Raw genomic sequence first — 25,495 nt, 5'->3', positions numbered from 1 at the left:
CGATGAGCGCCATCAAGCGCATCTGCGACTCGGCTGCCCGCGCATTGCGCGACGGGCGGCATCACCTGCCGCTGCCCACGGCGCTGAAGGCCGGGCTGGTGTGCGCGGCGCCCGCGCTGCTCGCCGCCACGCTGCACGCGCCGCTGCTGTGCTGGGCGGCGATCGCCGCATTCTGGACCTGTCTCGCCGATGAGCCGTCGGAATCGATCCGCCAGCGTGCGATCGCGGGGGTGCTGTTCGGGTTGATCGGCTCGCTTGCGTCCGCATGCGCGACGGCCGCGGCGGATCTCGCGTGGCTCGCCGTCGCCCTCACCGGCATTGCCGTCTATATCGGCGGTCTCGCCCGGCTGGGCAGCACGGCGATCGGCACGCGAGGGCTGCTGCTTGCCACCGCATGCGCGGTGTCCGCCGCGTTTCCCGCACATCCGTGGCCGGCGCCGGCCGAGTATGCAGCGAGCTTCGCGGCCGGCAGCCTGTGGGCGGTCGCGTGCCTCGTCGGCCTCTGGTCCGAAAACCATACGACACGCGCACGCCGTGCGGCGTTCGCCTATCTGTACGCGGCGGGATCATTCGTGCGTGCGCTGTTGCCGGTCGCGCAAGATGCGCGGCACGCGGGCGGCCCGAACCGCGCGGCACTGCGAATGCGACTCGATGCGCTGGTTCGCACGGCCCGGAGCCACCCTGACGGTGCCGGCGCTGCCGTGAAGGCGTGGCAGCTAGGCGGCGAACGCTCGATCGCGTTGCTCGCGGGCCTCGAAAGCCGGCTGTGCAATCGGCCGTCCGACAGTACCGCCGCGGCCGCGCTACTGGTTCCGTCACTGCATCGGCTCATCGCATTGATCGACGCGCATGCCGACACCGTGCTCGCGCGGCCGGGGGCCTGCGCCGTCGTCATACGGTTGCGCAATCGGCTGGCTGCCGACGTGCGCGGCGCGACGCTGCGCGCGGAAGGGTCGGCGCTCGCCGAACCCGCGCGGACGTGGCTGCAATCGTGCCTGACGCTCGTGATGGCATTCACCGATATCGGCAACATCGATGCCGGCGATCGGCGCCCGGCACCGCAACCGCGACCGCGACGACACGAACCGTTCCGCGCGATGGCGGCCGCGACGCGCGCGGCGCTGATGGAGATTCGCTCAAACGGACGCATCGCACGCCATGCGCTGCGGCTGTCCGTTGCGGCCATGCTCTCGGCCGTGCTCGCCCACGCGCTCGGCGTTCAGCAGGGTTACTGGATGGTGCTGACCACGTTGTTCGTGATGCAGCCGACCGTGCCGCACACCGTCAGGACGTCGGGGCTGAGGGTAGCCGGCACGATCCTGGGCGCGATCGTCGCATCGGCTGTCGCGCTCGTGTGTCACAACCCGGTGCTTCTCGCGCTGGCGATCGTACCGCTTGCGACCGGCACCTTTTCCGCGCGGCAGCTCGACTACGTGTCGTACATCCTGTTCCTCACACCGCATTTCATTCTCGTCGCGTATCTCGGCGCGCCGACCGCATCGCCGTGGCTCCTTGCCGGCATGCGCGTCGCGAACAGCATCGCGGGCGCGCTCGTTGCACTCGGCGTGTGCGTGCTCGCGTGGCCCGATTGGGAGCGCGGCCGGCTCGACGCCGTATCGAGCCGTGCGATTGCCGCCGTGACGGAATACGTCGAACTCGTCCGTACGTTCGTCACGACGCGCGGCGTCGACGACGACACGCTGGTCGCAGCAAGGCGGCGCGCGTGCGGGGCGACGGACGAACTCGATGCGCTGTCGGCTGCCATGCGTCTGGAAACCGTCTCGAAGCGACGACGCCATATCGACGATGCGCGCGATCTGGTTCGTCACCTGCGCGATGCGGTCGGCGCGGCCGCACCGCTCGAGTGCCTCGCGCCGGACATGAGCGACGGCCGGCGGCGCTGACGCGCACACCGGCTCGCTCAGCGTCCACCAAGCGCGCTGGCGATCCGGTCGGCAAGTTGCCCGAGAATCGCGCTCAACGCGGCCGCCTGCGCCGCAGCATCATGCTGCGTGATCTGCGCGGTCAACGTCGTCTCGCGGCTCGACGTCACGCGTTCGGGGTGGCCGGACAACACCGTCCACGCAACCTCGAACGTCAGCGTGCCGCTTTCATCCGCGTGCGCGTCCAGTACCGTGACGACGAGCGTGCGCGTATCGGCCTGCCGCGGCGCATCGGGCAACACGACGGTGCCTTCCGGCAGGCGCGTGAGCAGGTCTTGCGTCAGGGTCTGGCGCATCATGCGATCGAGCGGCGCGCCCCAGCGCGCGCCGTCGTCAATCACGAGGCGATTCGCCGAGCGCTGCACGACGACTTCGAGGCGATCGAGTTCGGCCGGAACGTGCACGGCAGTCAGTTGCACGGGCGCGATCGGCTCGCTTGCGTTCGGCGCGGAACCCGGCATCGCACTTAGCGCCACGTAGCGCGTCGGGGGACTGTGCCCGCATCCGGCGGCGACGAGCGTGGCGCTCAGTGCGATGACGATCGCGGCGGGTGCCGATTTCACCGCTTTCACCGCCTTCAGCACCGATGTTCCGACCCGTCGCGGCTCCTCAATGCCGATCATGGCTTCTCCTCACGCCTGCCGCGCACGAGTGCTTCCGGATGCCGATCGAGATAGTCGGCCAGCGCACGCACCGAACGCGCGGTATCGGTGAGCTCGCGCAGTGCCGCGGGCAGGCTGTTTTGCGCGGTCGCATCGCCGCCGAGCGTGCGATTGGCCGACGCAACGGCCTGATCCGCGGCGTTCGCCGTGTCGCGCAGTTGCGCGACGAGCGGGCCGATCTGCGGCGATACCTGCTGCAGCGTCCGGTCGATCTGCGCGACCGAGCGATCGATATGCGCGAGGCTGTCGCGCAGCTGCGGCGACGCGGCCAGTGCGTTGATCCGTGCCGCGATGCTGCGCACGGCGTCGCCCGTCTCCTTGATCGGCAGTGCATCGATCTTGCCAGCGATGTCGTGGGCCCGGTCCGCGATCGCGTCGAAGTCCGCGGATTCGACGCTCGGTATCTCGGGCGGCCCATGCCCGGTCGCCAGCGTCGCCGCCGGCGCACCGCCGACGAAGTCGAGGCTGACCAGCCGCGCACCGACCACCGGCGGATCCTGCACGAGCCGCGCGCGCAGCCCTTGCGCGACGAGCCGCCCGAGCATGCCGTCGACGATCGCGCGCCAGTTGCCGTCGGCCGGCGGCTGCACACCGGTGATACCCAGCGCCGCCGGCTCGAGCGCGATCTGTACCGGCGTACCAAGTCGCCCGGTGTTGACGTCGTAGCTCAAACGCACGCGGGTGACGGTCCCGACCTGGAAACCGCGCAACTTCACGGGCGCACCGTCCTTGAGTTCGCCGGCCGCGCCGGCAAACCGCACGACGAACGGAACGACGGGCCCGTGCTGCGGCGCCAGCGCCGGTCGACGCTCGGTGCCGTCGAAATGCCGCTCGGGCTTGCCCGGCCCTGGCTCCATCACGATTTCCGGACCGACGACGAGCGCGCGCAGCGATGCCGGATCGCTCATCTCGGGCTGCGCGCCGCGCAGGAAAAACCGCGTTCCGCTTCGCAGGTATTTCTTCTCGGCCCGCGCGATGCTGAGCGTGGCCTCGACGTGCCGGCCATCGGGCGTCAACGTGATGCCGGACAGGTTCCCCACCCGCACGCCGCGCAGCGTCACCTCGGTATCGTCGACCTTCATCCCGTGGGCATCGGAAAACACGACCGTCACGGTCTCAGCGCGTTCGGCCATCGCGCGGATGCCCAGCCATCCGACCACGCCGAGCGTCGCGACGGGGACGATCCAGATCCAGCCCGGCCACGCACTGCGGCGCACGTCGGCCCGGGTACGCGGTGCGCGCGGGTCGTTCATCGGCGGCCCCCGACGCGCGCGTCCCACATCAGGCGCGAATCAAAAGCGTGCGACGCCAGCATCGTGAAGAACACGACGAGCGCGAATGCCGTTGCGCCGGCCGCCGGGTCCGCCGACGCGATGCCGTCGAAGCGGATCAACGGAATGAACGCCGCAATCGTGAACACGTCGACGTTCGACCATCGGCCCAGTTCGTCGATCCATCGATAGAGATGGCCTTTCAGCCGCAGGTGGCTGCGCGATTGCCGCAGGACGGACGCGATCAACCACGCCATGCAGACGATCTTGCCGACCGGAATCACGACGCTCGTGACGAATGTGAGGATTCCAAACGGCCACAGACCCACGTGAAACAGCTTCACCACGCCGTCGATGATCCGATGGGACACCACGTGTCCGAACTGGATCGACCGCGTCATCGGCAGCAGGTTGGCCGGCACGGTCAGCACGAGCGCCGCCAGCGACAGCGCGCTCGCCCGCGAAAGCGGCGCCGTCTTGCGTTCGCGCAACGTCAGTCCGCAGCGCGGGCACGGATGGCCGTTCCGGGAAACCGGCTGTACCAGGTCGCAGGCGCTGCATGCGATGCTGGCCTCGTCCGGCTCCGGATATCGTTCGGCCGCAATGGCTCGCCAGACCGCACGGCGATCGAGCGACGCACGCGTGACCATCGACATCAGGCCCGCGACAACCAGGCAATAGCCGCCTGCGTCGACCGTACCGGTCAGGTTCTGCGTGACACGCGCGTAACCGACGAGGCAGCCGACGAGATAGACATCGGGCATCGCCCACGCATCGAGCCAGAGCGTCCATCGGAACAGCATGCCGATGCCGGTGAAGCGCCAGCCGAAGCGGACCGCGCCGAGCACCAGCATGAGGCCGCCGAAGCGCGCGAACGGCAACACGATGCCGAACATCGCGAGCAGCGCCGCCAGGATCAACCAGCCGTGGTCCCACATCGTCAGGATGCCGGACGCCAATACCGACGAGTGCGCGGTACCGAGCATCGTCACGGTCATCAACGGCGCGAGGTTGGCCGGAAACAGCAGGATGAACGTCGCCGTGGTGCAGGCCAGCGCGGCTTGCACACTACGGCCGCTGCGACGCTCCAGCGGCGCGTGGCAGAGCCGGCAGCGCACCACCGCGCGGGTGCCGAGCGGCGGGATGTCCTCGAGCGTTCCGCACTCGGGGCAGCCGATGGTCATGACGCGGCCTCCGCGTGGGCGCTCGACCCGTCATGACACGCGTCATGGCAGAACTTGCCCGTCTTCCGTGGCTGTTCGCGCACGCTGGTTGGCATGAATCCTCCTGCTCGATCGCGCCGTCAACGAACCGTCCGGCACGCCTTTGCCGGCCTTCTCGCCGCAGCCGCTCGCGCCGGAACGGCGTCACGTGACGCGCGTGACCCGGCTCTCGCCGTGTCGGCTCAGCAAAGCGCGTGCCGTCGCGTTGGCGATCGCCCGCTGCAGATAAGTGGGGGGGATGCAGTCCTCGACGTGCGGCGCGGTGCTCACGGGATGCCGGCGCGAGGACTTCAGAGGGGATCGCTGTTGGACGCGCGGGCCACCCATGTGGAGAACGCGAAAGGGAAGTACCGGGAGGTTCAAGTTATGCGACGAATGCCGCGCCGCCGATCGCCCAAAAAGGCGGATTCCGGCACGGAGCGTGCGCGAGTTTCGAGCATCATTCGGCGCCGGAGGCGGGCACCGCCGACGACCATCGTCAAAGAGACTTGCCGCACCGCACGGGTGCGTCGTTACGGCCGAAAATCGGTCACGGTTGACCCATCACTCCGGTTCGCCCGCATGCATCGTCGCACCCACCGCATTGCGCAGCACCTCGGCGAGTCGCTCGTTCTCGTCGATGCGGGCCTGTTCGATCGCCACGTCCTCGGCGTTACCGGTACGCCGCGCCCATTCCTGCCGCTCGCGCGCAAAAATCATCCGCTCGTGTACGGCCCGAATCGCCCCCCATATCGCATCTTCCGCTTTCTGCGCTTCCGCGTCGTCCAGCGACAGCGAGGAAAACGCGTGGCCGGTGTGGCACCGATAGCGCAACGGACGATCGTCCAGCATGCGCCACAGCACGCCGTTGCAACTGGGGCACGTGAGCGCCGACCGTTCGCCGATTGCATCAAGAAGCTCAGGCGTCACGAGGCCGTTCTCGGCAATCCGGGCCTCGGCGTCCAGCGCGCGGAACTCTGCCATTTTCCCCCTCTCCTCTCCAGGTGCGCCGTAGACCGCTGCATGGATGGTCCGCGGCAGTTCGTCGGTCCGGGCAACCGCGTCGGCACCGGCCGCGGCCAGGGCGCTGCGCGGCATCGAAGGCGCCTCGCATTCGTCGGGGTCCTGAACGATCCCGTAGCCGTCCCGCGCGCGGATCGCGGCCAGTCCGGCGGCACCGTCATCCAGATCGCCGCTCAGGACCACGCCGACCACCCCGGCCCCGTATTCGCGTGCCGCTGACCGAAACAGCGGATCGGCGGCCGGGCGGGCGTAGTTCTCGGCAGCGGTATCGAGCAATCTGAAGATCCCGCCGCGCAGGATCATGTGCCGATCCGGCGGCGCGACATAAATCCTGCCCGCTTGCGGGCGTTCTCCCTGGGTCGCCTGGCTTGCGAACAGGGGGCCCCATCGCGTCAGCAACTCCGGCAACATCGTCCGATGCCGGCCAATGTGCTGCACGATGCAAATCGGCACCGGGAGATCCTCGGCAAAGCCCGCCACCAGTGCACGGAGCACCTGCAGGCCGCCGCGGGACGAGGCGATGACAACGATGTTTCGATGGTTCATGGCACCTCCTATGCGCAGAGGTGCGCAATCGCGGTGCCTGATATGGGATTCGGCCGGCGAAAACGCGCCGGCGGGAAGCCCGGCGAGCCGGTCGCCCGCCGGGCGGGGGCCGTGGGGCGATCGCGGCCTATATGGACGCACACGAAGTGCGAACGAACGCGATGCAAATGCGTGGCAGCGGACACCGTCCGCTGCAATACCTGCATACCCGCGTTGAATCAGCCGCGCGGTTTCACCGAGCGTCGGTCAATGCCGCGAGCAGCATCCCGAAATCCAGCGGTTTGGCGAGATGCCCGTCGAATCCGGCGTCCGCGGCAGCCTGCACGTCGTCCTGCCGGTTACGGCCGGTCAGCGCCACGGCTCTCAACTTCGCCCATTGCGGGTCGGCCTTGATCCTGCGAAGCAACTCGTAGCCGTCCATGTCGGGCAGCCCGATGTCGGACACGATCGCGTCGATCGGCGTGGTCGGCAGCATCTCGAGCGCCGCCGAGCCGGTTTGCGCGGTGGTGACCACCGCGCCCGCCAGTTCCAGCAGTGTGGTCAGCGACAGCGCCGTCTCCTCGTCGTCCTCGACGAGCAGCACGCGCAGGCCGGCGATGCTCCGCTCCGACGCGCCACTGTCGATCGACACCGCGCGCTCTTCAGCCGCGGCCGGCAGCCACACGGTCATCGTGGTGCCTTGCCCCGGCCCCTCCGACGCCGCGGTAATCCGGCCCCCGTGCATCTCGACGAGTTGCCGCACGAGCGCCAGGCCGATGCCGAGGCCACCGCGCGTCCTGTCGCGCGGCGACTGCCGGAACATGTCGAACACATGCGGGAGCGTGTCGCCGTCGATGCCCTGCCCGTTGTCGATGACGTCGACCCGCAGCATCCGTCCGTCATGCTCCAACCGCACGGTGATCTCGCCTTGCGACTGCGTGAACTTCATCGCATTGGACATCAGGTTCCAGAAAATCTGCTCGCAACGCACCGGATCGGCAAGCGCAATGGCCGGAGTAGCCGGCAGCTCGGTTTTCAGAACCAGCCCGCGGGCATGCGCGTCGGCCTCGCAAGTATCCGCGATCGTGCGCAGCACGGCCGTCAGGTCGACCCGCGACACATCGAGTGCCAGCTTTCCGGTCTGGATGCGCGACAGATCGAGCAGATCGTCGATGATCTGCGCCTGCGCGCGTACCGCTTGCCGAATCGAATCGGCGGCCTCCCGCACGGCGGGAATGTTGCGCGTCTCCGGCAGGCGCGGCAGCATTTCCGACTTGACGCCGATCAGGTTGAGCGGATGCCGCAATTCGTGCGACAGCACGGCAATGAACTCGTCCTTCAACTGGTTCGAGCTCAGCGCCTGCTCGCGTGCGGCCTGCTCGCGGGCGAGCGCTTCGCGGTTCGCATCCTCGCTCTGCTTGCGCAGCGTCAGATCGCGGACGATCTTCGCGAACCCGTTGAACGACGTATCCGAAATCGGCGTGACGACGCCGCTGCAGAAGATCCGGCGTCCGTCCTTGGTGCGGTGCCAGCGCTCGTCGTCCGCGCGCCCCTCGCGGGTCGCGACGTCGCGCTCGCGCGCCGGCACGAGCGCCTGGCGATCGTTCGGTTCGTAGATCAGCTCCACGTCCTGCCCGATCATCTCTTCTTCCGTATAGCCGAAGATGCGTTCCGCACCGGCGTTCCAGCTGACGATCGAGCCGTTGTTGTCCTGGATGATGATCGCGTAGTCCTTGGTCGACTGCGCGACCAGCCGCAGGCGCTGCTCGCCCGCGCGCGCCACTTCTTCCGCGTGATGGCGGTCGGTGATGTCGATGAGCGTGATCACGGCGCCGTCGATGTGATCGTCGGCGGTGCGATACGGCAGCAGCCGCATCAGGTACCAGCGACCGGCCTCGCTCTCGATTTCGCGTTCGATCAGGCGCAGCGACTGGAACGACTGGCGGACGTCGTCCGCGAGCGTCGGATACCGCAGCGCGTGCGTGATATGGAACAGCGACCGGCCGAGGTCCGTGTCGATCAGGTTGAAGATCGCCGTCGCATTCGGCGTGAAGCGCTTGACGCGGATTTCCTTGTCGACGAACACGGTGGCGATTTCGCTCGACGCGATGATGTTGTGCAGGTCGTCGTTCGCCTTGGCCGTGTCCTCGATGCGCGCCTGCATTTCGGCGTTCGCCATGGTCAGCTCTTCGTTGACCGACTGCAGTTCTTCCTTGCTGCTCTCGAGTTCCTCGCTCGTCGAGCGCAACTCCTCGTTGATCGCCTGCAGTTCCTCGTTCGACGCCTTCAGTTCCTCGACCGAGGTCTCGTACTGCTCGATGATCGTCGCCAGTTGCTCGCGGCTGTGCTGCAGCTCCTGTTCGAGCTGCGCGAGCACCGGATCCTGTCCGCTCGCTTCGGCCTGATCCTCTTCGGTCATGCGGCCGGCCACTTCGTCGAACACGATCAGCAGAAATTCCGAATTGGCGACCTTGTCGTGAAACGGCCTGACGGTCATGTTGATCCACGACACGCGCGCCTCGTGCGCCCACTTGACGCGGCGCGCCTCGACGCTCGTTCCCGTCTGCAGCGCACGGAAAATCGCCGTGCGCAGGTCGAGCCGCAGGTCCGGCAGCACTAGCGTCATGATGTTGCTGGACAGTTCGCCGCCGACATGCCGCAGGAAGCGGCCGGCGTTATCCGACAGATGAACGACGTTCGATTCCTTGTCGATGATGACGCTCGGCGGCGAATACGTCTCCAGCGCGCGCTGATGCAGCTCCGAATAGGAGAAATTGCGCTGGGCCGGACTGGCCGGCACCCGCAGCGGCGGTTGCGGCGTGGTGCGCTCGTCCGTGCCGCCCGTTTCCACCTGGAACAGCGGCGGAAAACCGGTCGCCGGTTTCGCGCGATGCGTGACGACGCGCGCCTGGTAGATCCGGCGCTTCTTGTCGACGACTGTAAACAGATCGTCGGCTGCGTCGGCCGATTCGGCGGTGCCGAGGAACAGGTAGCCGTTGGGACGCAGCGCGAAATGAAACAGCTCGAGGATCTGCCGCTGCACCGCGCGCTCGAGGTAGATCAGCACGTTGCGGCACGAGATCAGGTCGAGATGCGAGAACGGCGGATCGCGTAACAGGCTGTGCGCGGCGAACAGGATCCGCTCGCGCACCGCCTTCGCGATCACGTAGTGCGCCCCCTCGCGTGTGAAGTAGCGCTGCAGCAGCGGCGCCGGCACGTCGGTTGCTATCGACAGCGGATAGGAGCCCGTGCGGGCGCGGACGATCGCCGCTTCATCGATATCGGTCGCGAATACCTGGATCGCCTGGCTGGACATCGACGCCTCTCGAGCGCGGGCCAGCAGCAGCGAAATCGAGTACGCCTCTTCCCCCGTCGCGCATCCGGCCACCCAGACGCGCACCTGCTCCTCCGCGGATTCCGACGCGAACAAGCGTGCGATCACTTCGCGTTCGAGGAAGTCGAAGGCCTCGCGATCGCGGAAAAACTGCGTGACGCCGATCAGCATGTCGGCGAGCAGCGCGTTGGCCTCGTCCGGCGCGGTCCGCAGGAAATCGCGGTACGACAGCAGATCGCGCTGGCCGTTCACCTGCATGCGCCGCTCGATGCGTCGCAATACCGTCGCCCGCTTGTAAAGCCTGAAATCGTGGCCGGTGCGTACCCGCAGGTGCATCAGGATGTCGGACAGCGCGCGCTCCGGATCGTTGGCGCCCGGCCGGTCGATGTTCTGATGCATTTGCGCGAGCTCGAGGCCCTGCTGTTCGATGCGTCGCGCATTCGCCCACAGATCGAGCAATTTCTGCGGCATGTCGGCCGCCGGCAGCACGATATCGACGCGCGCGGTCGAAATCGCATGCTGCGGCATTTCCGCATACTCGGCGTCGTCGGGTGTCTGCGCGAGCGTGATGCCGCCCGCCTCCTTGATCCGGCTCAGGCCGGCCGCGCCGTCGGAGCCGGTACCGGACAGCACGATGCCGATCGCACGCGAATCATGGGCGTCCGCCAGCGTCCGGAAGAAATGATCGATCGCGAGCACCGCTCCGTCGGCCGCGCCAAGGGGGTTACAGCGCAGGCAGCCATCGGACATCTCGAGCCGCATGCCGGGCGCGATCACGTAGATATGGTTTTTCTCGATCGGTACCGTGGTCGTCACCTGGTGCACCGGCATGCCCGTCGTGTGCTGCAGGACCTTGTCCATGTGGCTGACCTGGCTCGGTGCCAGATGGATGATGACCACGAACGCCATGTCCATGCTGGTCGGCGCACTCTCGAAGAAGGTCTGCAAGGCCGTCGTGCCGCCCGCGGATGCGCCGATGCCCACCACCGGAAACGGTAGATCGCTCTTCAACGTGGTCGTCGAGGGCAGCCGCTCCTGTTGCTTGGGCTCTTGCCTTACCATTGATTTTCTCCTGTTGGGGTGCCGGGCGTCTCAGGCCGCGCTGGTGCGCATTGTACGCGGCCCGGCGGCCCGCGATTCCACGATCCGACACACTTCCTTTGTACTACCGTCCGCGCATCATTGCTCGGTCGAAATGCGGTTCGACCGCACAACTGCGTTACGTCCGGTGCGTCTACCCGCACGATCCGTTCGGCACGGGGTCGCGAGCACGCCGTGGATGCACACCGGCCATGCTGCGATGCGGAAACTGAAGCACGCAGCGGCATCGATTCGCGCACGGATGCTGGCGACCTGCGTCGCCATCGTGGTCACGGCGCTGGCCGTTACCGGCGGCCTGGTCTACTACGTCGTCAAGCAGCCCGCCCTTTCGCGGTCGGGCCGGCAGTGAGGAACCCACACAAGCCCCAACGCGCCTCCGACAGCTATGCGCCCCCAGTCAATGCGAACCACCGAACAACTGAATCACGAGCCCGCGCAGCCAGCGGTTGCCTGCCTCATGGTGATAGCGCGGATGCCAATGCTGCCGTACCGCGAACCCGTCGACCGGCACCGGACATGCATGCACCGCCAGATCGCTCGCCTGAGCCAGCGTCTCTCCGATATGGCGCGGCAGCGTCGTGATCAGGTCGGTGCTTTGCACGATCGCGCCCAAACCGAGAAAGCCCGGTAACTCCAGCACCACGTCGCGCTCGATACGCGCCTGCCGCAGCGCCTGCTCCAGCAGTTGCGCGCCCGTTCCGGCGGTAATGGCGACATGCCCTTCCGACCGATACTGCTTCGCCCCGAGGCGGCCGCGAATCCTCGGATGATGCCGATTCGCCAGACATACCCAGTCCTGGTCGTACAGCTTCTGCTGATAAATGCCGCCGCCCAGCCACGGCACGTAACCGATCGCGAGATCGGCCTCGCCGGATTCCAGCGCGCGTTCCGTGTTGCCGTCGATCCGCGCGGCCTCCAGCCGAACGCCGGGCGCCTGGGCGCGAACATGGGCCAACAGGCGCGGAAGCAGCGTGACGTGGCTCGCGTCGGTCATGCAGATGCGAAAGCGCCGCTGCGCCGTCGCGGGATCGAACGCGATCTCCCACGCAGTAAAGCGCCGCAGCGATTCGAGAATCTCCCGGCATGGTCCGATCAGTGCGTCGGCCTGCGGCGTCGGCGCCATGCCGCCCGGCGTGCGAATGAACAGCGGATCATGAAGATGTTCCCGCAACCGCCCCAGCCAGATGCTGATCGTCGGCTGGCTCTGGCCGAGTTGCTCCGCGACGCGCGTGACGCTGCGCACTTCGTACAGCAGATCGAAAAGCTGCAGCAGCTTCAGGTCGGGCAGATCGGCGTGCATCGCACCATCACCATTATTGTCTATCGCAATAACACTATTGTACCCATTGCATTGCCGGCATGATCGGCGGCTCCTATCGTTAGGCCATACGTCAAGGAGAAGCCGTTGAAAATTGCGATTCTGGGTGCCGGCGCACTGGGCTGTGCCATTGGTGCCACCCTCACGGAAGGCGGTCACGAAACCTGGTTGATCGACCGTTCGCCCGCGCACGTCGATGCGATGCGTCGTGACGGCCTGCGCGTCGACGACGCCCGCGGCGCCCGGCACGTGCGCGTCCATGCGACGACGCAAGTCGCCGACGTCGCCGTGGCCGATCTGGTCATCGTGCTCGTCAAATCGTTCCAGACCGACGCGGCCATCCGCGGCGCCCAGTCGCTGGTGGGGCCGGATACCGTCGTGCTGTCGCTGCAGAACGGCCTCGGACACGAGGACATCCTCGCCGACGTCGTCGGCCGCGAGCGCGTGCTCGCCGGCAAGACCTATGTCGGCGGCGTGCTGCGCGGCCCGGGCCATATCGAGTCGGGCGTGATCGGCAAGTACACCTATATCGGCGAACTCGACGGCCGCATCACGCCACGGGTACAGGCGATCGCCGACGCGTTCAATACCGCCGGCCTCGCCACGACGATCAGCGACAACATCGTCGGCACGATGTGGGACAAGCTGCTGGTGAATGTCGCGACGGGCGCGCTGACCGGCATCACCGGCCTCACCTACGGGCAGCTCTACGACGAGCCGCTGCTGAAGGCCACGTCGCTCGCGGCAGTCGCCGAGGCGATCGCGGCGGCGCAGGCCGCCGGCGTGAAGCTGTCGATGACCGATCCCGAACAGGCCTGGACGCTCGCCGCCGAGGGGCTGCCCGCGGCCTTCAAGACGTCGATGCTGCAGAGCCTCGAGAAAGGCTCGATCACGGAAATCGACTTCATCAACGGCTCGGTCGTGCGCTACGGGCAGCGGTATGGCGTGCCGACCCCGGTCAATGCGACGCTCGTCGCATCGATCAAGGGCCTCGAGCGCGCGATGGCCGACCGCCGACGCGAGGAGGCCAACGCATGAATACGCCCAAGGCTTATCTGGAACACGTGGCGATCTGGGTGAAGGACATCCGCTGGCACATCGGTTTCTTCGAGGAAGTGCTCGGCATGACGATGCGCGAAGCGGACGGCACGCTCGACGCGCCGCGGCAGTACTGGACACTCGGCGGCCTGCAGTTCATCCATGCGCCCGACCATGACGGCCCGGAAGGCCGGCTCGCGCATCTCGGCGTGATGTGCGAAGACCTGGAGGCGGCGCTGGCCGCGGCACGGCGCTTCGACGTGACCGAAATGCCGCAGGGCCGCAACTGGCTTCGGCTGCCGGACGGTCTTGCCGTCGAACTGATTCAAGCCCGGCCCGCGTCCTGTGTTGCACAGGCGCTGGCGATCAACCCGCGCGCGGAGGCATGACCATGACGATCGTCGAAAAATACTGGGACGACGCCCGCGAGGGCGACACGTGCAGGAGTCCGGACTACACGGTGACGAAGGCGCGCATTCTCGCGTACGCCGACCTCACCGGCGACCATACGCCCGTCCATGTGGACGAGGATTACGCGAACGCCAGCCATTTCGGCTGCCTGGTCGCGCACGGACTGTTCGGCTTGTCGATTGCCGATGGCCTGAAGACGCAGAGCGACTATCGATTCCTGCCGGGCATGTCGCTCGGCTGGACCTGGGATTTCCTGCTGCCGATCAAGGTCGACGACGTGCTGCACGTGGAATTCCGCGTCGGCTCGATGCGGGCAAGCAAGAGCCGCCCGGAATGGGGCATCGTCGTGCTGCCGTCGGAGCTCATCAATCAGGACGGGCAGGTCGTTCAACGCGGCGAACATCGGCTGATGGTGCCGCGCCGCCCGGGAGCACTGTGATGCAGGCCCGCCCCCTCGAAGGCATTCGCGTCGTCGACTACAGCCATTTCCTGGCCGGCCCGTATGTCGGCCGCTGTCTCGCGGCGCTCGGCGCCGAAGTGATCAAGGTCGAGCGGCCCGGCAGCGGCGACGCCGGACGCCAGCACGCGACGGTACTCGACGACCAGCAAAGCGGCTATTTCCTGCAGCTCAACATGGGCAAGCGCGGCGTGAGCGTGAACATGAAGGACGCGCGCGGCAAGGCGTTCATGCAGCGGCTGTGCGACTCCGCCGACGTATTCATCGAGAACTACCGGCCGGGCGCACTGGACAAGCTTGGGCTCGGTTACGCCGAGCTGTCGGCGCGCAATCCGGGCCTCGTCTACTGTTCGATTTCGGCGTACGGGCACACGGGGCCCGACGCGCATCGCGCAGGCTTCGGGCTGATCGCCGAAGCCAAGAGCGGCATCATGCAGATGGTCGGCACGCCGGGCGAGCGGCCGCCGCTGCTGCGCATCTCGCTGGGCGACATGTACACCGGCATTCATGCGGTGGCGGCCATCAATGCCGCGCTGCTGGGGCGCGTGAAGAGCGGCCGCGGGCAGCACATCGACATGGCGCTGTACGACACGCTGGTATCGATGCACGAATACGCGGTGCAGTGCTACACGCTGCAGGGCGTGCTGCCCGAGCAGACCGGGCACGACATGCCGACCTCGACCCTCTACGGCGTGTTCCGCGCGGCGGACGGCGATCTCGTGATCGCCGCGCAAGTCGACGATGCATGGAAGCGCTTCGCCGCGCTGATCGCCGCGCACGGCGGCCCGGCGGAATTCGGCGTCGACGCGCGCTTTCACGACAGCGTCGGGCGCAACGCGCATCGCGCGGAGATTCTGTCCGTGGTCGAGCCGTGGGTCGCCGCCCGTTCCGTCGCGTCGGTACTCGAACTGCTGGACGGCATCGACGTTCCCTGCGCGAAGGTGCAACGCATCGACGAGGTGTTGAACGATCCGCAGATCCAGGCCAGAGGCATGGTCGTCGAGCAGCAGCATCCGCGCTACGGCACGCTGCGCCTGCCCAACCTGCCGTTCCGGTTTTCCGATTGCGATACGACGATTCGCGACGTCGCGCCCGATCTCGGGCAGCACAACGCCGAAGTCGCGCATTCACTCGGGTTCGACGCGGCCGAGATCGACGCGATGCAGGCCGATGGCGTCCTCTATTCAAAAGCGAGCCAATGATGACTGACCAGTACGCGGTGATCGGCAATCCGATCGGGCACACGAAGTCTCCGCTGATTCACGGCCTCTTCGCGCAAGAGACGCGGCAGCAAATGAGCTATACGGCCATCGAGGGGCCGATCGAGCCGGCGGGCGCCTTCGTCGCGACGGTTCGCGAGTTCTTCGAAGGCGGCGGCAAGGGCATCAACGTGACGGCCCCGTTCAAGCTCGACGCGTTCGCGATGTCCGACGAACGAAGCGAGCGTGCGACGCTGGCGGGTGCAGCCAATGCACTGAAATTCGAAGGCGGCCGCATCTGGGCGGACAACTTCGACGGAATCGGACTGGTTCGCGATATCGAAGACAACCTCCGTCTCCCGATGATCGGCAAGCGCGTATTGCTGCTTGGGGCCGGCGGCGCGGCGCGCGGCGCGCTGCTGCCGTTCCTTGACGCCCGGCCGGCCGAACTGGTCATCGCGAATCGCGACGTCGACAAGGCGCAAGCATTGGTTGCGCAAATCGCCGGACGCGGTCCCGTTGTTGCGTGCGGCTACGCGGCGCTCGCCCGGATGGGACGTTTCGACCTGGTGGTCAATGCAACGTCGGCGAGTCTGACCGGTGACCTACCGCCGGTCCCGCCGAGTGTGTTCAGTCCGGACGGCACGGCCTACGAGCTCGCTTACGGCAAACGCCTCACGCCGTTTCTGCGGCTCGCGAAAAATGCAGGCGTACACGGTATTGCGGATGGCGTCGGCATGTTGGTCGAGCAGGCGGCCGAAGCGTTCGCGTGGTGGCGCGGCGTACGGCCCAAGACCAGTTCGGTGATCGATCGGCTTGCCGTGCCGTTCGATTGAACTCGCGATCGAGATCCGGAACTCCCGACTAGCTGAACCGGAGGATCGTCATGGTGGCAGCAAGGCCTGGCTCGTTGTCGGCGAACTCCAAAAAACCATGGTGCAGCGTTGCCACCGCCTTGACGAGCGCGAGCCCGAGTCCGACGCCCGGGGTTCCCCGGCTTCGGTCGCCGCGATAGAACCGCTCTGTCACCTTGGACCGTTCGGCGAACGGGATACCGGGTCCGTCATCCGACACCGTGACGTCGATACGATCGTCACGCTCACACAGCGACACCTCGACCTCACCGTTGTCCTGCGCGTACTTCAGCGCGTTGTCGATCAGATTACCGATCGCTTGCGCGAGCAGCAACGGGTCGACGTCGGCCAGCACCTCCCGTTCCGAACATAGCAACAGCGTCAGCGAAATGCCGCGCAACTCCGCGACGGGCTGATAGAACTCGACGGCATCCGACAGGATCGTCACGACGTCGCTTTTGACAAAACCCGAGCGCCGCACGCCCGCATCGATCTCTGCGAGACGAAGCAGCGCATTGAAAATACCGATCACGCGGTCCACGTCGGCCATCGCCACCTCGAGCTGGCCCAGCGTGTCTTCATCGCCCTTCTTGCGCAGCCCGAGCAGCAGCACCTCGAGTCTCGAACGCAGTTCGGTGAGCGGCGTGCGCAGATCGTGCGCGATCGCGTTCGACACATTGCGAACGCCGTCCAGCACTTCGATCAACGCGGCCTGCGCCTGGATGCGCGTCTTGATCTCTTCTTCGAGCCTCGCGTTCTGTTCCTGCTGCAAGCGTTGCAATGCATGCAGCTTCAGATGCATCTGCACGCGCACGACCACTTCTTCCATTTGCAGCGGCTTGGTCACGAAGTCCATCGCGCCGACGCGGAACCCCGTGATCTTGTCCTCGGTCTGCGTCAGCGATGTCATGAAAATCACGGGGATATCCCGCGTGACGGGATTGTCCTTGAGCGCGCGGCAGGTCTGGAAACCATCGAGCCCGGGCATCATCACGTCGAGCAGGATCAGGTCGGGCTTGACCAGTTCGGCGCGGCGCAGCGCTTCGTGGCCGTCGCGCGCGACGGCCACGCGCAGCCCTTCGGCTTCCAGCGTATCGACGACGAGTGCCAGATTCGCCGCCGTGTCGTCGACCACGAGCACGACGGGCGCGTCCTTGTTGTGCTCTCGCATCGTCAACTCCCTTCGCTGTTCAGATGATGTTCGATCAACGAAAGCAGAGCCTGCGATTCGTAGGTCATGGCAAGTTGCCGCAAACGCGCGGCGAACGGTTCATACTTTTCATGCGAACTCACAAGACGATCGGCGTGCCGGCTGATGTCGCGCATCGAGCCGAGCAGCGCATAGCGGTGCAGCGCCGTCATTTCCTCGCGCGGCGGGATGATCATCGGCCGGTAAGCTTCGCAGGATGGGTCGGCTCCCTGCTGTGTAACCAGGCCGAGCAGCATTGCGATCGAGCCCAACAGGCGGTCGAGATTGAGCGGCTTTTGGAGAAACACGTTCGCGCCCGCGTCGATGTTCGCGCGCGCGTTCTGTTCGGAGGCGTCGGCGGATACGACGATCACGGGCGTCGCTGCCAGTGCTTGCGAACGGCGCAGATGGTGCAGCGTTTCTATGCCGCCCATCACGGGCATCACCGTGTCGAGAACGATCAGTTCGGGCGCGTACGCTGCAGCCTTGTCGAGCGCATCGCGGCCATCGCTGCTTTCGATCACACGAAAGCCCGCCTGTCCCAGCGCTTCCGCGAGGAGCGTACGGTTCGCGGGGACATCGTCGACCACCAGAATGACCCGGCCCGCGCCATCAAGGCTGCCGGCCTGAAGACGCGGTACGCATTCGCCCAGCCCCGCCGCCGCCGCGGGCGCATCCAGTTCAAAACCAAACACGCTGCCCTCGCCGGCCGAACTCGTGACTTCGATCTCGCCGCCCATCATGCGGACGAGTTGCCGGCTGATCGCGAGACCCAGCCCCGCGCCGCCGCTGCGCCGCGTGTGATCGCCCGCCTGTTCGAACGGTTGAAAGATCGCTTCCAGCCGGTCGGCGCTCACGCCGATACCGGTATCGCGCACCTCGAAGCGCAGGCGCCCCGCCGCGCCTCGGCTGACCGACAGCGTGACCCCGCCGTGGTCGGTGAACTTGACGGCATTCGCGAGCAGATTGAGCAGCACCTGGCGTAGCCGGCGCTCATCGACACGGACCACGGCAGGCAGATCCGGCGCGGCCACATAGTTCAGCACGAGGCCCTTTTGCTGCGCGCGCACGGCGACTATTTCCGCGATCGTCTCGAGAAACCCGCGCAGCGACACTTCGCCGACCTGCAGTTCCAGCTTGCCGGCGCCCAGACGCGCGAAGTCGAGAATATCGTTGATCAGCGTCAGCAGATGCTGCCCGCTCTGCTCGATCACACCGACGCTCGCCAGCTGGCGCGTGTCGAGCCGCGCGTCACGCTGCAGTATCTGTGCATAGCCGAGAATGCCGTTGAGCGGCGTGCGCAGTTCATGGCTGATGTTGGCGAGGAACTGGTCCTTCGCGCGGCTGGCCGCTTCCGCCGCGTCCTTCGCGACGCGCACCGTGTCTTCCAGCGCCTTGCGCGCGGAGATGTCCTGAATGATGACGATGACGTGGGTCGTCTGGCCTGCCGCGTCGTGCTGAAGCGCAACCGACAGCGTTACCCACACGCGCTCCCCGTCGAACCTGACAAGCGGCACTTCCTCCGAATAATGCTTGAGCTTGCCCTCCGTCAGCAGGCGGAACCGGTCAATGCTCGCCTCGCTGAAGTCATCATGAATCAGCTCGTGCAGCCGTCGCTGTTGCAACGCGTCCCGCGGCCAGCCGACGATCTCGCCCGACCGATGATTCACACGCAGAAAGCGCCCATCAAGATCGCAATGCGCGACGCCGACCGCGGCGTTTTCGAAGGTGCCGCGAAAGCGCTCTTCGCTCGCGCGCAGCGCCTGCTCGGTCATCTTCAGTTGCGTGATGTCGACCAGACTGCCGACGAAGCGCACCGGCTTGCCCGTCGCGTCGCGGCGCGCGGTGCCGCGCACCAGCACCCAGCGGTCGGTGCCGTCGCGATGCCGCAGCCGGTTCTCCAGTTCGAACAAGCCGTCGCCGCTTTCGAGGAACGACGCGACCGCGCGATCCGTGCTGTCGCGATGATCGGGATGCAGCACGCTCATATACGCTTCGTAATCGAGGCGCGCTTGCGGCGTGTCGAAGCCGAGCCACTCGTAGATGTTCGAATAGCGAGCGAAGCCGCGCTTGTAATCGCCTTCGGGCATGTCGATTTCCCACACGCCGACATTCGAGCCGTACATCGCCATTTCGAGCCGCGCATTGGTCTCGCGAAGAATTTCCGCTTCCTGTGCGCGGCGCTTTTGCGTCACGTCGCGAAACACGATCACGATGCCCTGTCGTACGCCGCGTTCGTCCGTCATCGGCGTGCCCGTGCATTCGACGGGCAGGTCGCTGCCGCCGCGCACGCGCAGAATGGCGCGCGCGGGCAGCCCGCCGTCGCTCGCGGTTCGCAGCACGGCGGCCATCGGATCGTCGATCAGCGCGCGCGTGTTCTCATCGTGCAGACGGAAAACCTCGCGTAGCGGCCGTCCCGTCGCTTCGCTGCGCGACCAGCCCATTAGCGCTTCGCCGGCGAGATTGACGAAGGTGACGAAGCCATCCACATCTGTCGACAGCACGCCGTCGCCAATACTCGACAGCGTGATCGCATAGCGCTGCTCGCTCTCGCGCAAACGCCGCTCGGCGCTGTGCTTGTAAAGCGCCATTTCGACGACGGTACGCAACTGCGTGTCGTCGAAGGGCTTGAGCACGTAGCCGTACGGTTCCGCTGCCGTCGCGCGGCGGATCGTCTCTTCGTCCGCATAGGCGGTGAGAAACACGACGGGAATGTCGCGCGCTTCGCGGATACGCCGCGCGGTGTCGATGCCGTCGAGTTCGCCTTCGAGCCGCACGTCCATCAGCACCAGATCCGGCTTGCTGCCTGCGGGCAGCGTGTCGACCAGCGCGAGCGCTTCTTCGCCGCTACCCGTGCTGCCGACCACGACATAACCCGCGCGGTTCATCTGCTGCGCGAGATCGCGTGCAACGATGCGGTCATCCTCGACGATCAAGATTTGCGCGCTGGTCATGGCGTGTGGCCGTCAACGTTCGGCTGCATTGAAGTGAATGGTGAAAGTGGTACCGTGCTGCTGCGCGATATCGACGCGGCCGCGCAATTGCAGCACGAGGTCGTGAACGAGGCGCAAGCCGAGCGTTTCATCGCGTTCGAACGAAAAATCGGGCGCGAGGCCGACGCCGTCGTCGGCGACGATCAACGCGCAGCGCTGGTCGTCGATCGCCTTCAGTTCGACCTTGAGCACGCCGCCGCGCTGATCCGGAAACGCATGCTTGAGCGCATTCGACACCAGTTCGTTGATGACGAGACCGCACGACACCGCGCGGTTCATGTTGAGCTGAATGTCGTCGACGTCGATCTGCAGGTCGACGCCCAGTCGCCCCATGTCGTAGACGCGTGCCAGATGACCGCATAACGTCTTCACGTGCGCCGTCATCGCGATGCGCGCGAAGTTGCCCGCGCGATACAGGTTCTCGTGCACCATCGCCATCGAGCGCACGCGATTGCGGCTGTCGGCGAACAGTTCGGCAACGTCCTTGTCCGTCACGCGCTCCGCTTGAAGGTTCAGCAGGCTGCTGATCAATTGCAGATTGTTCTTCACGCGATGATGCACTTCATGCAGCAGCGCATCTTTTTCGGCGAGCAACGCATGCTTCTCTTCGAGCGACGCATTTTCGAGCGACACGGCCGCCTGTGACGCAAGCAGCCTGAGCACGGCGAGACGCGCGGGCGTGAACACGCCCGGCGCGAGTTCGTTCTCCAGGTACAGCACACCGATCAGCTTCGACTGCTTGACGAGCGGCAGCGACAGCACCGAACGCGAATGCTGCGCGGCGAAATGCTCGTCGGTCGACCAGGTCGGGTCGGAGAATGCATCGTCGATCAGCAACGCGCGTTGCGTGCGAATGCTCTCGAGCAGCACGGCGCTCGACAGATCCTGCGCATTCACCGGTCGGCTGTCGAAGCGCACTTCCGTGCCTTCGCGCGCCGCCACCGCGGTTGCTTCGATCCACAACGCGTCGGCGCGCGGCAGCACGAGCAGCGCGCGCCGCGCGCCCGCATGTTCGAGCATGATGGTCATCAGCGTGCGCATCAGGCGCTCGGGAATCAGTTCGCCCGAGATCGCCTGCGACGCCTTCAACACGGTATCGACGTCGATATGTTCGGCGACGACGCCGGGCGTCGGCGCCTGCTCGACGGGCTCGCGCAGCAACTCGGCATAACGCCGGTCGAGCGACTTCACGCGCGCAATCGCGCCCCAGCGCAACCACGCGCGGCGCGCGTTGCGGACATACGCAGCCGCCGTCGTCGCAAAACCGCGCGCCAGATAGAACTTCGCGGCAATCTCTTGCGCGAGCGCTTCGTCGTGCGGGAAATCATGCTTGCGCGCGAGACGGATCGCTTCTTCGTAGCGGTTCATCGCTTCGAACTCGCGGCCCGCGATGCGCGCGATTTCGCCGCTCATCAACGCCGCGCGGCTGCTGAAGTTGCTCGGGCAGTGCCGGGCCCACAGCGCCAGCTGCCGCTGATGCGCGGCGAGCTGGTCCAGATTCCCGGCCTTGGCGATTTCCGGCGCGCCGTCATGCCAGCTTGCGCGCGCGAGCCCTGCAAAGAACTGATACTCGGCGATTTCGAAATGACCCGACGATGTCCACAGCAACGGCGACGCCTTGCTGTCCGCATGCATCGCGCCGTCGATATCGCCTGCCAGATAGCGCGCCTGCAGCTTGCGGATCCAGTACCAGCACGCCGCGATCGCGAGACTCGGATCGCCGTCGAGGCGCTTCTCGAATGCGGCATAGTCGAAGGGATCGGGAAGTGTGTCGGGCGTGTCGAGGTTGCCGCGCAACGAACGAATCAGCGCGAGCTGCGCGGTGATGATGTCGACGATCAGGCCGAACTTCGCGGCCTGAACGATCTGCAGACGACGCTGCGCTTCCTGCTCGACTTCCGCGAGCGGCTCGCCCGCGGCGATCAGCGTCGTGACCGTGCAGCAGCTGCTGAAGCCGATGTAGGTCAGATCGCCGCCTTCGCTCGCGACTTCGAACGCGCGGCGCAGCAAGGGCAAACCGGTACGGATCGGCCGCGTCCACGGCGTCACGTGATACGCGAAGCACATGTAGACGCGCGCCTTGAAACGGTCCAGTCCGCGCTTGTCCACGAGCGCGAGGCCGAGCTCGCCGAAGCGGTAGCCCGCGTCGTAGTCGTCGAACAGCGGACCCGCGACCATGCCGAGATACGCATAGCCGAGCGACGACGCATCGCTGTTGCCGTACCGAAGGCTCAGGTTCGCCATCCGGCACAGCACGAGACACACGAGGTTTTCATCGCTGAAGAACGCGGGCGGCAACACGGCCGTCAGCACGTTCATCGTCGCGGCCAGTCCGGCATCGTCGAGCAGGGGCAGATCGACCAGCGTTTCGATCGGCGCGCCGCCGATGCCCTGCAACAGCGTGTCGTATTCTTCGCGTGCCGCGTCGCGGCCCGGATGCGGAATCCAGTCGATGCCGACATGCCGCAGATAGTCGAGGCACGTCTGCACCGCGAGGTTCATCTGATCGAGCGCCGTGTACAGCGTGACGCGCAGAAACGTGACGGCCGCGCGGTCGGCCAGCGTGCGTGCGCGCGTGTCGAGCATCGACAGCCGTTCGCCGCTGCTTTCCATGGCGCCCGTCAGAAACTCACATTCGGCACGCTGGCTTTCCAGCTGGAATTTGCGCGCATAGTCCGCGTCCCAGCCGTCTTCGCCGAGCAGTTCGCTGCCCGTCGACAGGTACGCGAGCGCCGAGCCATACGCCGACGACGCGCGTGCGCGCTGCCCCGCCTCGAGATTGAAGTCCACCACGCGCGCGCGTTCGGCGGGATCGTCGAGTAAAGGAATGACGCGGTTGTACTGGTTGACGATCTCGAAGATGCTGCGCGCTTCGTCCGTAGCCGGCTGCGCCGCGAGAATCCGGCCGATCCGCAGATGCGCCTGCGCACGCTGCAGCGGCGGGATCAGTTCATACGCTGCCTCGTGCACGCGGTCGTGCACGAACGCATAGCCTTCGCGGCTGCGGTACAGCAGGCCCGCCTCGACGCCATCGGCGAGAGTCGTAGCCACTTGCGCGTCGTCCAGGCCGCTGACGCGCGACAGCAGCGGCGACGTCGCGCGGCCGCCCAGACACGCGAACTGTTCGAGCAACGCCTGCGTGCCGCGCGGCAACCGTTCGATCTTGCCGACCATCAGATCGACAATGCTGTCCGCGAAGCGCGCTTCGCGCAGCCGTTCGTTGTCCCACGTCCAGATGCGGTATTCAAGATCGAACGCGAGGAAACGCTCGTCGGCGAGAAATTGCAGAAACTGCACGACGTAGAACGGATTGCCGCCCGTCCGTTCGAACACGAGCCGGCTCAGGCCCTCCAGTTCGGGCCGCGTGGTCTTGAGGGCGTCGCCGATCAGATGTGCGACGTCGTCGGGTTGCAGCGGCGTCAGCATGATTTCGTCGACACGCGTGCCCGCCTGCCGGATCAGATCGACTGTGCTTCTGAGCGGATGCGTGACGCCCACTTCGTTGTCGCGATACGCGCCCACCACGAACACGTTGCACGCGCCCGGCCCGCACAGCTGTTCGAGCACACTGAACGTGCCCGCGTCGCTCCATTGCAGGTCGTCGAGAAACAGCACGAGCGGCTGGCCGGCGCACGGGAACGCAGCGATGAAACGCGTAAACACAGCGAGAAAGCGCGCGCGTGCTTCCTGCGGCGCGAGGTCGGGCACGGGCGGCTGCGGCCCGACGATCGCCTCCAGCTCGGGAATCAGATTGACGATCAGCTGGCCGTTCGCGCCGAGCGCATCGTGCAGGCGCTGGCGCAGGTCCGCGTGTGTGCGCATGCCGTCGTCGATCAACTCTCGGATCAGCGTCTGGAACGCCTGCGCGAGCGTCGCGTAGGGAATGTCGCGCTTGTAGCGTTCGAACTTGCCCGCCGCGAACCATCCGCGCGACGCAGCAGGCGTCATGCGCAACCCGCTCACGAGCGTCGATTTGCCGATGCCGGAATAGCCCGACACCAGCGCCACGCCCGTCTCGCCGTTCTGCACGACGCGCTCCAGCGCGGCTTCGAGCTTGTGCTGCTGCTTCTGGCGCCCATAGAGACGAAACGGCCGTTGCAGCTGATCGGGCGCATCGGACGCACCCGGCGCAAACGGCTCGACGTTGCCCGATTTGCGCCATGCGTCGAGACAGCGCCGCAGATCGTGTTCGAGTCCCGCCGCGGTCTGATAGCGCTGCGCGGCGTCTTTCGACAGCAGGCGTGCAACGATCGCGGTCAGTTGCGCGGGCACCCCGTCAATGCATTCGGCCACTGGAACGGGCACTTGCGCCGTATGGCAATGCAGCCATTCCGCAGCCGAAGCGGCCCGATACGGCAACTTCCCCGTCACCATTTCGTACAGCACGACGCCGAGCGAGTACAGATCGGCACGCGAGTCGGACCAGCGGTTCATCAGCCCGGTGCGTTCGGGCGACAGATAGGGGAGCGCTTCGACGGCGATCGCGGGCGGCCCGTCGCGCGGACGCTCGCGCGGCGCACTGGAGACAAGGCCGAGACCCGTAAGCGCGATGGATTGGGTCGCATCGTCGATGAGAATGTTGCCTGGCCGGATGTCGTTGTGCGTGAGGCCGCGGCTGTGCAGGGAGCGCAGCGCCGACGCGAGGTTGACGGCAACGGTAAGGAACCGGCCTATGGGCAACGGCCCCGCTTGCGCCATGCGCAGCGATCTGCCGCCCGGATCCTCGAGCACGAGCGTCGCGCTGCGCTCGTCGCGCAGCAGCGCGTGCGGCCGCGCGACATTCGCGCCGTCGAGCATGCCGCGCAGCTGATACGCGTGTTCCAGACGCTCGTGGCTTTCCGGCTGCGGCTGCGATGCCGACAACGTGACCGTCAGCCAGCTATCCGACGCCCCCTGGCTCGTCAGGCGAGACAGCACGAACTGACCATCGTCGCTCAATGTCGTTCTGTCGTAGCCCGTCAGCATCATGGTTCCA

16 protein-coding genes are annotated in these 25,495 nt (G+C 66.4%); 7 read left to right on the top strand and 9 right to left on the bottom strand.

The features are described 5' to 3' along the window. The first annotated feature begins 2 nt into the window (after window positions 1-2). Window positions 3-1,904, top strand: a complete 1,902-nt coding sequence (locus tag C7H84_RS22680) for an FUSC family protein (RefSeq protein WP_121860953.1) — start codon at window positions 3-5, stop codon at window positions 1,902-1,904. Window positions 1,905-1,921: 17 nt separating this feature from the next. On the opposite strand, the gene C7H84_RS22675 is transcribed toward C7H84_RS22680, so the two are convergent. From C7H84_RS22675 to C7H84_RS22655, 5 genes are all read right to left on the bottom strand, one after another. Beyond that, on the bottom strand, window positions 1,922-2,566 hold the full coding sequence (locus C7H84_RS22675) for a PqiC family protein (RefSeq protein ID WP_121860858.1): 645 nt from the start codon (window positions 2,564-2,566) through the stop codon (window positions 1,922-1,924). Further along, window positions 2,563-3,858 carry an MlaD family protein gene (locus C7H84_RS22670; protein WP_121860952.1) on the bottom strand — a complete coding sequence of 432 codons (1,296 nt, stop codon included), beginning with the start codon at window positions 3,856-3,858 and terminating at the stop codon, window positions 2,563-2,565. Before C7H84_RS22670 ends, C7H84_RS22675 begins: the two co-directional genes overlap by 4 nt. After that, complete coding sequence (locus C7H84_RS22665; protein WP_121860857.1) at window positions 3,855-5,060, bottom strand: paraquat-inducible protein A; 1,206 nt, start codon at window positions 5,058-5,060, stop codon at window positions 3,855-3,857. Before C7H84_RS22665 ends, C7H84_RS22670 begins: the two co-directional genes overlap by 4 nt. 582 nt (window positions 5,061-5,642) lie before the next feature. Continuing rightward, complete coding sequence (locus C7H84_RS22660) at window positions 5,643-6,647, bottom strand: chemotaxis protein CheB (RefSeq protein ID WP_121860856.1); 1,005 nt, start codon at window positions 6,645-6,647, stop codon at window positions 5,643-5,645. Window positions 6,648-6,879: 232 nt separating this feature from the next. Continuing rightward, window positions 6,880-11,022, bottom strand: coding sequence for a CheR family methyltransferase (locus C7H84_RS22655; RefSeq protein ID WP_121860855.1), 4,143 nt, complete (start codon window positions 11,020-11,022; stop codon window positions 6,880-6,882). A 217-nt stretch (window positions 11,023-11,239) separates the two neighbouring features. Here C7H84_RS22655 and C7H84_RS36515 point away from each other — a divergent pair, with 217 nt between their 5' ends. Beyond that, window positions 11,240-11,410, top strand: coding sequence for a hypothetical protein (locus tag C7H84_RS36515; RefSeq protein WP_162999340.1), 171 nt, complete (start codon window positions 11,240-11,242; stop codon window positions 11,408-11,410). Between the two features lie 48 nt (window positions 11,411-11,458). Here the strand turns inward: C7H84_RS36515 and C7H84_RS22650 are convergent, their stop codons facing one another. Beyond that, the gene (locus C7H84_RS22650) at window positions 11,459-12,385 is read right to left on the bottom strand and encodes a LysR family transcriptional regulator (RefSeq protein ID WP_121860951.1); all 927 of its coding nucleotides are present in this window, start codon (window positions 12,383-12,385) and stop codon (window positions 11,459-11,461) included. Between the two features lie 81 nt (window positions 12,386-12,466). On the opposite strand from C7H84_RS22650, the gene C7H84_RS22645 reads away from it, so the two are divergent. From C7H84_RS22645 to aroE, 5 genes are read left to right on the top strand one after another with little or no spacing between them, the layout of a single operon-like run. Next, entirely contained in the window at window positions 12,467-13,417 is a 951-nt protein-coding gene (locus tag C7H84_RS22645) for a 2-dehydropantoate 2-reductase (RefSeq protein WP_121860854.1), read from the top strand. Further along, window positions 13,414-13,806, top strand: coding sequence for a VOC family protein (locus C7H84_RS22640; protein ID WP_121860853.1), 393 nt, complete (start codon window positions 13,414-13,416; stop codon window positions 13,804-13,806). The genes C7H84_RS22645 and C7H84_RS22640 overlap by 4 nt, the downstream gene beginning before the upstream one ends. Before the next feature lie 2 nt (window positions 13,807-13,808). Further along, window positions 13,809-14,267, top strand: coding sequence for a MaoC family dehydratase (locus tag C7H84_RS22635; RefSeq protein ID WP_121860852.1), 459 nt, complete (start codon window positions 13,809-13,811; stop codon window positions 14,265-14,267). After that, window positions 14,267-15,487, top strand: coding sequence for a CoA transferase (locus C7H84_RS22630; protein WP_121860851.1), 1,221 nt, complete (start codon window positions 14,267-14,269; stop codon window positions 15,485-15,487). Before C7H84_RS22635 ends, C7H84_RS22630 begins: the two co-directional genes overlap by 1 nt. Further along, window positions 15,487-16,320: a shikimate dehydrogenase gene (aroE, locus tag C7H84_RS22625; protein WP_121860850.1), complete on the top strand. Its 834-nt coding sequence runs from the start codon at window positions 15,487-15,489 to the stop codon at window positions 16,318-16,320. The genes C7H84_RS22630 and aroE overlap by 1 nt, the downstream gene beginning before the upstream one ends. Window positions 16,321-16,348: 28 nt before the next feature. Here the strand turns inward: aroE and C7H84_RS22620 are convergent, their stop codons facing one another. The 3 genes from C7H84_RS22620 to C7H84_RS22610 are packed head-to-tail and all read right to left on the bottom strand — an operon-like array spanning window position 16,349 to window position 25,488. Beyond that, window positions 16,349-17,479: a hybrid sensor histidine kinase/response regulator gene (locus C7H84_RS22620; protein WP_240462076.1), complete on the bottom strand. Its 1,131-nt coding sequence runs from the start codon at window positions 17,477-17,479 to the stop codon at window positions 16,349-16,351. 32 nt (window positions 17,480-17,511) lie between these two features. Next, on the bottom strand, window positions 17,512-20,481 hold the full coding sequence (locus C7H84_RS22615) for a response regulator (RefSeq protein ID WP_121860848.1): 2,970 nt from the start codon (window positions 20,479-20,481) through the stop codon (window positions 17,512-17,514). Between the two features lie 12 nt (window positions 20,482-20,493). After that, window positions 20,494-25,488: an AAA family ATPase gene (locus tag C7H84_RS22610; RefSeq protein WP_240462075.1), complete on the bottom strand. Its 4,995-nt coding sequence runs from the start codon at window positions 25,486-25,488 to the stop codon at window positions 20,494-20,496. Window positions 25,489-25,495: the final 7 nt, after the last annotated feature.

Source organism: Burkholderia sp. Nafp2/4-1b, from assembly GCF_003635165.1.
Classification (GTDB): domain Bacteria; phylum Pseudomonadota; class Gammaproteobacteria; order Burkholderiales; family Burkholderiaceae; genus Burkholderia.
The sequence above is the reverse complement of the archived record's forward strand: the minus strand, read 5'-3'. Positions and strand labels throughout refer to the sequence as shown.

Bases quoted from the DNA above. Each gene is read 5' to 3' on its own strand.
- C7H84_RS22670 (WP_121860952.1), bottom strand. From the start codon at position 3,858: ATGAACGACCCGCGCGCACCGCGTACCCGGGCCGACGTGCGCCGCAGT.
- C7H84_RS22610 (WP_240462075.1), bottom strand. From the start codon at position 25,488: ATGATGCTGACGGGCTACGACAGAACGACATTGAGCGACGATGGTCAG.
- C7H84_RS22615 (WP_121860848.1), bottom strand. From the start codon at position 20,481: ATGACCAGCGCGCAAATCTTGATCGTCGAGGATGACCGCATCGTTGCA.
- C7H84_RS36515 (WP_162999340.1), top strand. From the start codon at position 11,240: ATGCACACCGGCCATGCTGCGATGCGGAAACTGAAGCACGCAGCGGCA.
- C7H84_RS22655 (WP_121860855.1), bottom strand. From the start codon at position 11,022: ATGGTAAGGCAAGAGCCCAAGCAACAGGAGCGGCTGCCCTCGACGACC.
- C7H84_RS22635 (WP_121860852.1), top strand. From the start codon at position 13,809: ATGACGATCGTCGAAAAATACTGGGACGACGCCCGCGAGGGCGACACG.
- C7H84_RS22640 (WP_121860853.1), top strand. From the start codon at position 13,414: ATGAATACGCCCAAGGCTTATCTGGAACACGTGGCGATCTGGGTGAAG.
- C7H84_RS22660 (WP_121860856.1), bottom strand. From the start codon at position 6,647: ATGAACCATCGAAACATCGTTGTCATCGCCTCGTCCCGCGGCGGCCTG.
- C7H84_RS22675 (WP_121860858.1), bottom strand. From the start codon at position 2,566: ATGATCGGCATTGAGGAGCCGCGACGGGTCGGAACATCGGTGCTGAAG.
- C7H84_RS22630 (WP_121860851.1), top strand. From the start codon at position 14,267: ATGCAGGCCCGCCCCCTCGAAGGCATTCGCGTCGTCGACTACAGCCAT.
- C7H84_RS22680 (WP_121860953.1), top strand. From the start codon at position 3: ATGAGCGCCATCAAGCGCATCTGCGACTCGGCTGCCCGCGCATTGCGC.
- C7H84_RS22665 (WP_121860857.1), bottom strand. From the start codon at position 5,060: ATGACCATCGGCTGCCCCGAGTGCGGAACGCTCGAGGACATCCCGCCG.
- aroE (WP_121860850.1), top strand. From the start codon at position 15,487: ATGACTGACCAGTACGCGGTGATCGGCAATCCGATCGGGCACACGAAG.